The sequence below is a fragment of the Streptomyces sp. NPDC005878 genome, from assembly GCF_040629815.1.
Taxonomy (GTDB): Bacteria; Actinomycetota; Actinomycetes; order Streptomycetales; family Streptomycetaceae; genus Streptomyces.
Map to the genome: position 1 here is coordinate 257061 of NZ_JBEXWK010000008.1, position 12470 is coordinate 269530.

General features: G+C 72.5%; 11 protein-coding genes and 1 pseudogene. 4 read left to right on the forward strand and 8 right to left on the reverse strand.

Translation table 11 applies throughout. The annotated features are described in order from the left end of the window. Nucleotides 1-26: 26 nt before the first annotated feature. Genes ABZ404_RS16035 through ABZ404_RS16070 form a run of 8 tightly spaced genes read right to left on the reverse strand, consistent with a single transcriptional unit; the run spans nucleotide 27 to nucleotide 7531 of the window. Complete coding sequence (locus tag ABZ404_RS16035) at nucleotides 27-2027, reverse strand: NADH-quinone oxidoreductase subunit L (protein WP_358834926.1); 2001 nt, start codon at nucleotides 2025-2027, stop codon at nucleotides 27-29. Then, the gene (gene nuoK, locus ABZ404_RS16040) at nucleotides 2024-2383 is read right to left on the reverse strand and encodes an NADH-quinone oxidoreductase subunit NuoK (RefSeq protein WP_358834925.1); all 360 of its coding nucleotides are present in this window, start codon (nucleotides 2381-2383) and stop codon (nucleotides 2024-2026) included. The genes ABZ404_RS16035 and nuoK overlap by 4 nt, the downstream gene beginning before the upstream one ends. Beyond that, nucleotides 2383-3030, reverse strand: a complete 648-nt coding sequence (locus ABZ404_RS16045) for an NADH-quinone oxidoreductase subunit J (protein ID WP_358834924.1) — start codon at nucleotides 3028-3030, stop codon at nucleotides 2383-2385. Before ABZ404_RS16045 ends, nuoK begins: the two co-directional genes overlap by 1 nt. After that, a complete protein-coding gene (locus ABZ404_RS16050; protein WP_358834923.1) occupies nucleotides 3027-3791 on the reverse strand; it encodes an NADH-quinone oxidoreductase subunit I in 765 nt (254 codons plus the stop codon). Before ABZ404_RS16050 ends, ABZ404_RS16045 begins: the two co-directional genes overlap by 4 nt. After that, nucleotides 3791-4759 (reverse strand): complex I subunit 1 family protein, encoded by a 969-nt coding sequence (locus tag ABZ404_RS16055; RefSeq protein ID WP_358834922.1) that lies wholly within the window; start codon nucleotides 4757-4759, stop codon nucleotides 3791-3793. The genes ABZ404_RS16050 and ABZ404_RS16055 overlap by 1 nt, the downstream gene beginning before the upstream one ends. Next, a complete protein-coding gene (locus ABZ404_RS16060; RefSeq protein ID WP_358834921.1) occupies nucleotides 4756-6255 on the reverse strand; it encodes an NADH-quinone oxidoreductase subunit C in 1500 nt (499 codons plus the stop codon). Before ABZ404_RS16060 ends, ABZ404_RS16055 begins: the two co-directional genes overlap by 4 nt. Continuing rightward, entirely contained in the window at nucleotides 6252-7163 is a 912-nt protein-coding gene (locus tag ABZ404_RS16065; RefSeq protein WP_358834920.1) for an NADH-quinone oxidoreductase subunit B family protein, read from the reverse strand. The genes ABZ404_RS16060 and ABZ404_RS16065 overlap by 4 nt, the downstream gene beginning before the upstream one ends. Then, the gene (locus ABZ404_RS16070; RefSeq protein WP_190092168.1) at nucleotides 7133-7531 is read right to left on the reverse strand and encodes an NADH-quinone oxidoreductase subunit A; all 399 of its coding nucleotides are present in this window, start codon (nucleotides 7529-7531) and stop codon (nucleotides 7133-7135) included. The genes ABZ404_RS16065 and ABZ404_RS16070 overlap by 31 nt, the downstream gene beginning before the upstream one ends. Nucleotides 7532-7856: 325 nt before the next feature. On the opposite strand from ABZ404_RS16070, the gene ABZ404_RS16075 reads away from it, so the two are divergent. From ABZ404_RS16075 to ABZ404_RS16090, 4 genes and pseudogenes are all read left to right on the forward strand, one after another. After that, complete coding sequence (locus ABZ404_RS16075) at nucleotides 7857-9098, forward strand: sensor domain-containing protein (protein WP_358834919.1); 1242 nt, start codon at nucleotides 7857-7859, stop codon at nucleotides 9096-9098. 427 nt (nucleotides 9099-9525) lie between these two features. Next, nucleotides 9526-10839: a sensor domain-containing protein gene (locus ABZ404_RS16080; RefSeq protein WP_358834918.1), complete on the forward strand. Its 1314-nt coding sequence runs from the start codon at nucleotides 9526-9528 to the stop codon at nucleotides 10837-10839. Nucleotides 10840-11242: 403 nt separating this feature from the next. Then, nucleotides 11243-11902 (forward strand): response regulator transcription factor, encoded by a 660-nt coding sequence (locus ABZ404_RS16085; RefSeq protein WP_358834932.1) that lies wholly within the window; start codon nucleotides 11243-11245, stop codon nucleotides 11900-11902. Between the two features lie 251 nt (nucleotides 11903-12153). Then, nucleotides 12154-12470, forward strand: a pseudogene (locus ABZ404_RS16090) (2-oxoglutarate ferredoxin oxidoreductase subunit alpha); the annotation flags it as partial.

Sequence of the window (12470 nt, forward strand, 5' to 3'; positions counted from 1 at the left end):
ACGGACGCGCTGATATCAATCACGGCTCACGATCCGGCGTTGGCGTTGGCAAGGACGACGGCGACGAGCGCCAGGACGGCGGAGCCCGCGAGCAGCGCGCTGAGATAGGTCTGCACATTGCCGGTCTGGGCCTTGCGGACGACCCGGCCCAGCCAGCGCGGCACGGCGCCCGCGCCCTGTACGTAGGTGTCGACGACCTCGCGGTCCAGGAAGCGGACCAGGGATGCGGCGGCGAGCACGGGGCGGACGAACAGCGTCCGGTAGACCGCGTCCAGGTGGAAGCCGGTGGCCGCGTGGCGGTGCAGCGGGCCCAGCAGCAGCCGGCCCGGGTCGGCCGGGTCCTGCGCCGAGGCGATGTCGCCGTAGGCCGGTTCGTGGCTGGCGATGGCCTCCTCCTCGACCAGGCCTCCGTCCCCCTCCGGGTGGGCGGCGACCGCGCCGATCGGGGTGCGCGCGGCGAGGGCGCTGGTGTGTCGCCAGGTGGCGTACGTGACGAGTCCGCCGACCAGGGCGACCCCGGTGGAGAGCACCGAGGTGGTCAGGGCCGGGGTGAGGGCGTGGCCGTCGAACCAGTCGTCGAGGTAGCCGGTGGTCAGACCGAAGGCGAGCGACGGGAGGGCCAGCACCCACAGCACGGCGTTCATGGCGACCGGCTGGCGGCCGTGGTCGGGGGCCGGGGCGCCCTTGCCGCGGAAGGCCATCAGCCACAGGCGGGCGGCGTACGCGGCGGTGAGCAGGGCGGTGAGCAGCCCGGCGATCAGCACGATCCAGCCGGCGCCCTGCGGGGCGATGGGGCTGTCGCCGAGCGCGGTGTGCTCGGCGGCCGACAGGACGGCTTCCTTGGAGAAGAAACCGGCGAAGGGAGGGATCGCGGAGAGCGCGAGCAGGGCGACGGTCATCGTCCAGTACGCGTCGGGGATGCGCTGGGCGAGGCCGTCCATGCGGGACATGGCGGACAGCGAGTTGGTGCCGGCCGCGTGGATGATCACGCCGGCGGCGAGGAACAGCAGCGCCTTGAAGGCGCCGTGCGACAGGAGGTGGAAGACGGCGGCGCCGCGGTCGCCGACGGCCAGGGCCCCGGACATGTACCCGAGCTGCCCGATCGTGGAGTACGCGAGGACGCGCTTGATGTCGTCCTGCGCGAGGGCGGCCAGGGCGGAGCCGACCATCGTGACGGCGGCCATCACGGCGAGGACGGTCAGCGCGGCCGCCGAAGCCGCGAAGACCGGGAGGAGCCGAGCCACGAAGTAGACGCCGGCGGCGACCATCGTCGCGGCGTGGATCAGCGCGGAGACGGGGGTCGGGCCCGCCATCGCGTCGGGCAGCCAGGTGTGCAGCGGGAACTGCGCGGACTTGCCCGCCACCCCGGCGAGGAGCAGCAGCGCGATCAGCGTGGGGTGGTCGACCCCGCCGGTGAGGGCGGCCTGGACGACCCCGGTGATCCGGAACGTACCGGCGTCGGTGGCCAGCGCGAACAGACCGATGAGGAAGGGGACGTCACCGAGCTTGGTGACCAGGAAGGCCTTCAGGGAGGCGGCTCGGGCCTCGGGGGTCTCCCAGTAGTGGCCGACCAGGAAGTACGAGCAGATGCCCATGATCTCCCAGCCGACCAGCAGCACCATCAGGTCGCCGGAGTAGACGACGAGCAGCATCGCGGAGGTGAAGAGGGAGACGAGAGCGGCGTACGAGGGGTAGCGCGGGTCGTCGCGCAGGTAGCCGGTCGAGTACAGCTGCACGCAGGTCGCCACCAGGCCGACCAGCACGGCGACCAGCACGGCGAAGCCGTCGAGGTGCAGGGCGAGGTCGATGGGGACGGATCCGGTCGGGGTGAGCCGCCGGGAGGCGTCGATCGACTTGCCGCCGCCCTGGTCCACGGCGACGACGACGGCCAGGACGAACGCGGCCAGCGTCGGCAGCACGGCCAGCGGGCGTACGTAGCCGGGGGCGGTGCGGCCCAGCAGGAGTCCGGCGGCCGCGCCCAGGAACGGAAGGAGGGGGACGAGGACGGCGAGGGTCGTGGTGGTCACGCGGCGGCCTCAGCCTTCTGTGCCGGGGCGGCGGGGTCGTCGGGACCGGAGCCCTCGGCGCTGTCGCGGAGCTTGTCGATGTCCGCGGTGCCCCGGTTGCGGTACACCGCCAGGACGATCGCCAGGCCGATGCCGATCTCGGCGGCGGCGATGGCGATGGTGAACAGGGTCAGCGCCTGGCCGGCGTGGAGGGTGTCGCGCAGCCAGACGTCGAAGGCGACCAGGTTGAGGTTGACGGCGTTGAGCATCAGCTCGACGGACATCAGGACGAGGATCGCGTTGCGGCGCGCGAGCACTCCGTACACCCCGGTGCAGAACAGGAGGATCGCCAGCACGGCCGGATAGATCAGGTGCATCAGCGCTGCTCCTTGTCTCCGCGGGCGTTCCCGAGGGTGTCCCCGCGGGCGCTCCCGGGGGCGTTCTCGGGGACGTCTCCGGCGGCACCGCTCGCGTCGCCGTTCTTGCGGGACATGACGATCGCGCCGACGAGGGCGGCGAGAAGGAGGACGGAGAGCGCTTCGAACGGCAGCACCCAGTGGCGGAACAGGATCGTGCCGGAGACCTTGGTCGAGCCCTGGCCGGGGCCGTCGAGGTTGACCCAGGTCGTACGGAAGGCATCCACGACGACCCAGAGCAGGGAGCAGGCGGCGGCCAGGGCCACGAGGAGGGCGACCCACCGGTTGCCCGAGTCGGCGTCCGGGGAGCGGCCGATCGGCGCCCTGGTGAGCATCAGTCCGAACAGGAGGAGGACGACGACGGAACCGACGTAGATCAGTACCTGCACCCAGGCGATGAACTCCGCGGTGAGCAGGAGGTACTCGACGGCGATGCCACCGAGGGCCACGACCAGCCAGAGGGCGGCGTGGACCAGCTGCTTGGTCGTGACCGTGAGGATGGCGGCGCCGAAGGTGACCAGGCCGACGAGGAGGAACGCGATCTCGACGCCGGTCGGGGACAGGAAGCTGTGGTGCACCGGGTGGTGACCGCCCGCGAGGAGCATCATGCCGGGCCCTCCTCGGTGTCGGGGGTGGGGTCGGGGGCGGGGGCGCCGGGCGTGGGCGGGGTGCTGGGCGTGGTGCCAGGCGTGGCCGGGGTGCCGGGCGTGACCCGAGTGCCAGGCGTTGCCGGAGTGCCAGGCGTTGCCGGAGCAGCCCCGGCGGCTCCGGTGGCCCCGGCAGACCCGGTGGCCCCGGTGGCTGTTGCGGACTCCGCTGCTTCTGCGGCCGCGAGCTTCTCGGCTGCCTTGCGGGCCGCGGCGATCTCCTTCGGCTCCTCGGCCGCCGGGTCGAGGGCGGGCGGGGCCGGGACGGTCCACATCCAGTCGCGGAGCTTGTCGCGCTCGTGGGTGAGCTCGTGGATGTCCGTCTCCGCGTACTCGAACTCGGGCGACCAGAACAGCGCGTCGAAAGGACACACCTCGATGCAGATACCGCAGTACATGCAGAGGGAGAAGTCGATGGCGAAGCGGTCGAGGACGTTGCGGCTGCGCTCGCGGCCCCCGGGGGTGGCGGCCGGGATCGTCTCCTTGTGGGAGTCGATGTAGATGCACCAGTCGGGGCACTCACGGGCGCAGAGCATGCAGACCGTGCAGTTCTCCTCGAACAGGCCGATCACTCCGCGGCTGCGGGGCGGGAGTTCGGGCTGGGCGTCCGGGTACTGCGCGGTGACCGTCTTCTTGGTCATGGTGCGGAGGGTCACGGCGAGGCCCTTGGCCAGGCCGGACCCCGGGATGCGGGGCCGGGCGGGCGGGAGCGGCGCAGCCATCAGTTGATCGCCACCTTCACGATGCCGGTGAGCGCGATCTGCGCGAGAGCGAGCGGGATGAGCGTGGTCCAGGCGAGCTTCTGGAGCTGGTCCTCACGGAGCCGGGGATAGCTGACGCGAAGCCAGATGACGACGAAGGCGAGGAGCGCGGTCTTGAGGAGCGTCCACACCCAGCCGAGCCCGTCCGCACCGAAGGGGCCGTGCCAGCCGCCCAGGAACAGGACGGTGGTGAGGCCGCACAGGACGACGATCCCGGCGTACTCGGCGAGGAGGAAGAGGGCGAAGCGCAGGCCCGTGTACTCGGTGTACGCGCCGAAGATGATCTCGGAGTCGGCGACGGGCATGTCGAAAGGCGGGCGCTGGAGTTCGGCGAGGCCGGCGGTGAAGAAGACCAGGGCGCCGATGATCTGCCAGGGCAGCCACCACCACTCGAAGGCGTGGAGGATGCCGGGGAGGGAGACCGTACCGGCCGCCATCGCCACGGAGGCGGCGGCGAGCAGCATCGGCAGCTCGTACGCGAGGAGCTGGGCGGCGGTGCGCAGTCCGCCGAGGAGGGAGAACTTGTTCGCCGAGGCCCAGCCGGCCATGAGCGAGCCGAGTACGCCGACGCCCATGACGGCGAGGACGAAGAAGATGCCCGCGTCGACCACCTGGCCGACGGCGCCCTCGCCCGGGCCGATGGGGATCGCGACCAGGACGAGGAGGTACGGGAGCAGGGCGACGGCGGGGGCGAGCTGGAAGACGCGACGGTCGGCGTCGGCCGGGACCACGTCCTCCTTCTGCGCGAACTTCACGCCGTCCGCGACGAGCTGGGCCCAGCCGTGGAAGCCGCCGGCGTACATCGGGCCGAGGCGGCCCTGCATATGGGCCATGACCTTGTGCTCGGTCTGCCCGATGACGAGGGGCAGGACGAGGAACACGGCGAAGACGACGAGGAGCCGGAGGGCGACGTCGAGTGCGTCGTTCACGCGGGTTCGCCTCCGGCGGGGGTGTCGGACTCAGGGTCGCGGGCGGGATCGGGGCCGAAGCCGGGATCGGCGTCGGGGTTCGTACCGGTACTGGGTTTGGTCGTCGGGCGCGCGGTGGGGTCGGCGTCCGGGGCGCCTTCCGGCGAGCCGGGTCCGGTGCCGGACTCCCGCTCCGCGGGCGGCTCCGGCTCCGATCGCCGCTGCGGCTGCGGCGGCTGCTCTGACTCCGACTGCCGCTCCGACTCCGACTGCCGCTCTGACTCCGACTGCTGCTCCGACTGCGGCTCGGCCGGGGGTGTAGGGGCCGTGCGGTCCGGCGCGGCCGGGGTCGCGGGCGCGTCGTCGAACGCCGGGCGCGGGTTGTTCCACGGGGCGTCCGTGCTGCGGGTACGCGGCGGCGCGGCGGCGTCCGGCCGAGCGGGCGGCTGCGCCTGGGACGCCGAGCCCTCCGAAGCGCTGCGGGCGCGGCGCGGGCGGGCGGGCGACGCCTCCGGGGCCGGAGCGCCGGTCTCCGGGGACTCCGTCGCGGGGGAAGCCTGGGACGCCGAACCTTCCGACGCGCTGCGAGCGCGGCGCGGGCGGGCGGGCGACGCCTCCGGGGCCGGAGCGCCGGTCTCCAGGGACTCGGTCGCGCGGGAAGCCTGCGAGGCCGAACCTTCCGACGCGCTGCGGGCGCGGCGCGGGCGTGCGGGCGGGGCCTCCGGGGCCGGGGTGCCGGTTTCCGGGGTCTCCGTCGCGGGGGAAGCCTGGGATGCCGAGCCCTGGGACGCGGTGCGGGCGCGGCGTACGGGCGGGGTCGCGCCCTCGGCCGTCGCGGGGGCGGCCGTCTGGGACGCGGAGCCCTCCGTGACCGTACGGGTGCGGCGGACCGGGCGGTCCCCGGCGGCGCGCGGGGTGCGGGCGGGGGCGGGCGGGAGCTGGCCCTTCAGGGGACCCCACTCGTTCGGGTCGGGGACGCCCGGCGGGAGCATCTGGCGGCGCTTGGGGCCGCCGTGCTCCGACTCGCCCGGCTCCTTCGCGCCCGGCCACGCCTTGGCGACGCGCGCCGCGAGGACGAAGTCCTTGCGCAAGGGGTGGCCCTCGAAGCCCTCGGGGAGGAGGAGGGGAACCAGGTTCGGGTGGCCCTCGAAGGTGACGCCGAACATCTCGTGCGTCTCGCGCTCGTGCCAGGCGGCGCCCGCGTACACGTTCACGGCGGAGGCCAGGACGGGGGCGGTGTGCGGCACGGTCGTACGGACGAGGAGGCGGCGGACGCGGCGGTCCGCGAGGGAGACGACGTGCGCGCAGACGCGGAAGCCGGTGCCCGGCTCGTCGACGGCGCTGAGCCAGTCGAAGTACGTGCAGCCCAGCGTGGTGCGGGCGGTCTCCAGCGCGGCGGTCCAGGAGGCGGCGGGGACGTCCACGGTGAGCAGGCCGTACGCCTGCTCGGCGGTGGCCTCCTCGCCGAAGATCTCCGTGACGGCCTCGGGCAGACGGTCGTACGCGGTGGTGGTCACTGCGCGGCCCCCGGGGTCGGCGTGTCACCCTCGGCAGCCCCACCGGCCGCACCACCGGCCTGGCCGGTCCCACCGGCAGCACCACCGGCCTGGCCAGTCCCACCGGCAGCACCACCGGCCTTGCCGGTCCCACCGGTCCCGCTGGTCCCACCGGACTCAGCAGATCCAGTCCCAGCAGGGGCAGCAGGCCCAGCAGGCTCAACAGCCCCGTCGGCGGAACCGGCACCCGCCGCCCCCGAAGCCCCCGAGGCCCCCGGGGCCCTCACCAGCCCGCTCGTCAGCTGCGCCGGTGATGCCTGCGTGGCGTAGCGCTCGCTGAGGGACTCGCGGGCGATCTTCTCCTGGAGCTTGAGGATGCCCTGGAGGAGCGCCTCGGGACGCGGCGGGCAGCCGGGGACGTAGACGTCGACCGAGATGATCTGGTCGACGCCCTTGGTCACCGAGTACGAGTCCCAGTAGGGGCCGCCGCAGTTGGAGCAGGCGCCGAAGGAGATGACGTACTTCGGCTCGGGCATCTGCTCGTACAGCCGCTTCACCGCCGGGGCCATCTTGTCCGTCACCGTGCCGGAGACGATCATGAGGTCGGCCTGGCGCGGGCCCGGCGCGAAGGGGATCACGCCGAGCCGGATGAAGTCGTGGCGGGCCATCGAGGCCGCGATGAACTCGATGGCGCAGCAGGCGAGTCCGAAGTTGAACACCCAGAGGCTGTAACGGCGGCCCCAGTTGAGGACCACCTTCATCGGCTCGGGTGCCAGGCGCGAGAGCACGCCCAGGCGCTGGCCCCGCACGGCCGACGCCCCGGCGGGCGCCGCCACGGGCACCGGGGCGCCGTTTTCGGCCACGGTCGGCGTGGGCAGGAACCGGGGGTCCGGAGTCGTCACGTCCATTCGAGGACGCCCTTCTTCCATGCGTAGAGCAGTCCCACGGCCAGGAAGCCGAGGAAGATGAACATCTCGACCAGCGTGGCCGCGCCGAATCCGGGGGCGGCGAAGACCGTCGCCCACGGGAAGAGGAAGATCGAGTCGACGGCGAAGATCACGTAGAGGAAGGCATAGACGTAGTAGCGCACTTGGGTGTGCGCCCAGCCCTCGCCGACGGGATCCACTCCGCATTCGTACGTGAGCAGCTTCTCCGGCGTCGGGACCACCGGCCGCAGCAGACGTCCGGCCCCGAAGGCCACGGCGACGAAGAGCACGCCGACGACGGCGAGCAGTCCGACGACCGAATAGCTGTGGAAGTAGTCCGCGGACAGCTGGCGTACGGTCGGTTCCGGCACGTCCGCCCCTCGCTTCCTGACCTCGTTGCAGTCTGTTCGACGATCTGTACGCACGGGAGTCTAGGCCCTGCTAAGGACGGCGTAAGCAGGTGTCTCACGCAGGTTGCACACCTGCTGCCCGGGCGGCGGCGTCCGGAAGCGCGCGGTCCTGGTGTCCGGAAGACGACCGGGCGACGACGGGAACACGACCCGGGGCGCGCCCCCCGCACGCGGGCGCGCGCGACCCCGCGCCTGCCCGGACCACCCCGGGGGTGGGGTTTTCCCCAGGCGAAACCGGCGTACGGACCCCATGGCGCCGCGCCCCCCGGCCCGGCAGGCTTGCCTCATGACCAGCACCTTCCCGTACGGCAAGCCGCAGAACGAGCCGTACCACGAGCCGTACGCCGAGCCGTACGACGACGAGAGGCTGCCGCCCGCGCGGTTCGCCTACGACCGGCAGACGTGGAAGGAGATCACGCACCTCCTCACCAATCTGCCGATGGCGCTCATCGGCTTCGTGTACGTGGTGGTGCTGGTCTTCACCGGCGCCGGACTCTCCGTCACGGTGATCGGCCTGCCGCTGCTCGCGGTCGGGCTGGTCGGCGCCCGCCAGCTGGGCAAGCTGGAACGCGCGCGGGCGCGCGCGCTGCTCGGCGTACGGATCGAGGAACCCACCCCGATCCCGGCGCGGGCGCTGCGCCGGGGGGCGCGCGGTGGGGCGATGCGCTGGCTGTGGACGAGCCTGAAGGACCCGGTGGGCTGGCGGAACGTGCTGTACGAGTTCATCCGGCTGCCCTGGGGCGTGCTGACCTTCGCGGTGACGATGGTCAGCCTCTTCGTGGCGTGGCCGGTCCTCGGGTTCGTCGCCCGGGTGCTCACCAACGCCGACCGGGCCATGGTCCGGGGGCTGCTGTCGCCCTCGGACGAGCTGGAGAAGCGGATCGCCGAACTGGAGTCGGACCGCGGAGTCGTCGTGGACACGGCGGCGGCGGATCTGCGCCGGATCGAACGCGATCTGCACGACGGCGCCCAGGCCCGGCTGGTCGCCCTCGCCATGGGGCTCGGCCTCGCCAAGGAGAAGCTCCTGGAGGGCCAGGCCGACGAGACGGTGGCGGCGATGGTCGACGAGGCGCACGGCGAGGTCAAGCTCGCCCTCCAGGAGCTGCGCGACCTGGCCCGCGGCATCCACCCGGCGGTCCTCACCGACCGCGGTCTGGACGCCGCCCTGTCGTCGGTCGCCTCCCGGTGCACGGTGCCGGTGCGGGTGACCGTGGACGTACGGGAGCGGCCCGCGGCGGCGATCGAGGGCATCGCGTACTTCACCGTCTCCGAGCTGCTCCAGAACATCAGCAAGCACAGCGGCGCGCGTACGGCCTCGGTGGAGGTGTGGCGGTCGGGCGACCGGCTGCTCATCCAGGTCGAGGACGACGGGCGCGGGGGCGCGCGGATCGACGGCGGTACGGGCATGGCCGGGCTCGCCGAGCGGCTGGGCGCGGTGGACGGGCTGTTCGTGCTCGACTCCCCCGTGGGCGGCCCGACCGTCGTGACGGCGGAGCTGCCGTGGAGGGCTCGGGGGCCGAAGGAGTAGGGGGCGGGCCGGGCGGCGCACGCGACGGTGGGCGTACGCGTCGGTCCGTTCGCGCACGCGCCGGTCGGCGTGCGTGTCGGTCGGCGTACGCGTCCGTCGGCGTACGCGTCCGTCGGCGTACGCGTCCGTCGGCGTACGCGTCCGTCGGGGCGGTCCACGGGAAGCCGTTCGCGGTCTGCGGGGCCGGTCGGTCGTGCGGCGTTCTGCGCCCGCTCGCCGGTCGGTCGCGCGGCCGTTCCCGGCCCTGGGGCCCGTGGGGCGCCGTGGGGTAGGGAAAACCCCCCGTTCGAGACGGTGACCCGCTCCATGGTCCGTCGTGGCCGTGGCCAGCAGACTCGTACGTACGAGAACGCGACCACACCCCACCGCGCGGCGACGCGCGCACCGGTGACATCGCGTACGGCAGTGAAACGAAACGGATGGACCGATGATCATGGAGACGGAGTACGGGCGGCGGCCTGCACGGCAGCACTTCCTTCCGCCGGCGCTGCGCGCGCCGCTGGAGGCCCGGACGTTCCGTGAGTTCGGCTATCTGCTGCTCAGCCTGCCGATCAGCATCGTCATGTTCACCTGGGGCATCGTGATGCTGTCCCTGAGCGCCGGGCTGCTGGTGACGTTCCTCGGCATCCCGCTGCTCGCGGTCGGCCTGATCGTCTGCCGGGCCTTCGGCGCGATGGAGCGCAGCCGGGCGCGGATGCTGCTCGGCGTGGACGTGCCGGCGCCGCAGCCCGTACGGGCCAGGAGCGGGATGGCGTGGGTCGGGGCGGTCCTCAAGAGCGGGGTGTCGTGGCGTCACCTGCTGTACTCGGTGCTGCACTTCCCCTGGGCGGTCTTCGCCTTCGTCGTCTCGCTGACGCTGTGGGTGAACGGGTGGGGGCTGCTGACGTACCCGCTGTGGCAGTGGGTGTTCCCCACGTACGTCGGGCAGGACGGCATCCAGCTGTACGGGGACGGGACACACGACTTCTATCTGGACTCGCCGTTCGAGATGACCCTGACCGTGCTGGTCGGGCTGGTCCTCACCCTGGCCGTGCCGTGGATCATCCGGGGCTTCGCGTACGTGGACCGAGGGCTGCTCTTCGGGCTGCTCGGGCCGTCGCGGCTGGAGGAGCGCGTGGTGGAGCTGGAGTCCGACCGGGGCGTGGTCGTGGACGCCTCCGCGGCGGACCTGCGGCGCATCGAGCGGGATCTGCACGACGGGGCGCAGGCGCGGCTGGTCGCCCTCGCCATGGATCTGGGGCTGGCGAAGGAGAAGCTGACCGAGGATCCGCAGGCGGCGGCGCGGATGGTGGACTCGGCGCACGGTGAGGTGAAGGTGGCGCTCCAGGAGCTGCGCGACCTGGCCCGGGGCATCCACCCCGCGGTCCTGACCGACCGCGGTCTGGACGCCGCCCTGTCCTCGGTCGCCTCCCGGTGCACGGTTCCGGTGCACGTGGAGGTGGATCTGCCGGGGCGGCCGGTGCCGGCGATCGAGGGGATCGCGTACTTCACCGTCTCGGAGCTGCTCCAGAACGTGAGCAAGCACAGCGGGGCGAGCCGGGCGGGCGTCGATGTGTGGCTGGCCCAGGACCGGCTGATGGTGCAGGTCACGGACAACGGGCGGGGCGGGGCGTCGGTGGCCGGCGGGTCCGGGCTGGCGGGGCTCGCGGAGCGGCTGGACGCGGTGGACGGGATCCTGGTGGTGGATTCGCCTCGTGGGGGGCCTACGGCGGTGACGGCGGAGTTGCCTTGGCGGGCGTAGCCCGTACCGAGCGGGGTGGGTGGCCCCTCCCCGCCCCTTCCCCCAACCCACCGGGGGCGCGTCCCCGGGCTCCGGGGATGCGCCCCCGGGGCTCCGTCGCGGGGGTTGCGCCCCCTGCACCCCTGCGCCGCCTCGCTTCGCGTGAGTCCGCAGGCCGGTGGGGGCTGGTCGCGCAGTTCCCCGCGCCCCTGAGGGCGCTGCCGCAGCCCACGAGCCCCGCTCGGCCCCGAGTCCCCGGGGGCGGAGACCGCGCGCCCTGCCCAGCGCCGTCCCGTACACACACCCCGCCCCCCGATTCCCCCCGGGCCGGTCCGGATGCTGGGATGCTGGACGTGCGCACCGCCGTTCGGTGGGTGCGGTCGAGCACTATTCAGCCGGGGGGCTGCAGATCGTGGAGGACAGAGTGCGGGTCGTCATCGCCGAGGATTCGGTACTGCTTCGGGAGGGACTGACCCGTCTGCTGACCGACCGGGGGCACGACGTCGTCGCCGGGGTCGGCGACGGAGACGCGCTGGTCAAGACCGTCGGCGAGCTCGCCGACCAGAAGGCGCTGCCGGACGTGGTCGTCGCGGACGTACGGATGCCGCCGACCCACACCGACGAGGGCGTGCGTGCCGCGGTGCTGTTGCGCAAGCTGTACCCCGACATCGGGGTACTCGTGCTGTCGCAGTACGTGGAGGAGCAGTACGCCACCGAACTTCTGGCCGGTTCCAGCCGCGGGGTCGGTTATCTGCTCAAGGACCGTGTCGCCGAGGTCAGGGAGTTCGTGGACGCCGTCGTCAGGGTCGCCCAGGGCGGTACCGCCCTGGATCCCGAGGTGGTGGCCCAGCTGCTCGGCCGCAGCCGCAAGCAGGACGTCCTGGCCGGGCTCACGCCGCGCGAGCGCGAGGTCCTCGGCCTGATGGCCGAGGGGCGTACCAACAACGCGATCGCGAAACAGCTGGTCGTGAGCGACGGCGCCGTCGAGAAGCACGTGAGCAACATCTTCCTGAAACTGGGTCTCTCCCCAAGTGACGGCGACCACCGCCGGGTGCTCGCGGTGCTGACCTATCTCAATTCCTGAACACCTGACACCCTGTCAGCTCAGACGGGCGGGGTGACGGGCCTACAACCAAAGACCGAGCGAGGGGCGTCTCAGCAGACGGAGCCGGGGGGCGACTGAAATATGACAAACCGGGGCATTGGACCATCTCACGAGGGCGTCCAGGATGCGTTGCATCCAGGGAAGGCGACCCTTACCGACGTAGGGTGGACTTTGGAGCGACCGGTTCTCCGGGCGCGCCCGAGCAGCCCGTCCCAGGGAGGTCCAGTTCAGTGACCAGCCAGGTCAGTACGTCAGCCGAGCAGGCAGACGGGGCCGAAGAGGCCGTCGTCGGCGAGCAGCGCAAACCCGGGGGCCGGAAAGAGGTCAAGCGTCTCGATCGGGTGGTCATTCGTTTCGCGGGTGATTCGGGTGATGGTATGCAGCTCACGGGTGACCGGTTCACGTCGGAGACTGCTTCGTTCGGTAATGATCTGTCGACGCTGCCGAACTTCCCGGCCGAGATCCGTGCCCCCGCGGGGACGCTGCCGGGTGTGTCCAGTTTCCAGCTCCACTTCGCCGACCATGACATCCTCACCCCCGGTGACGC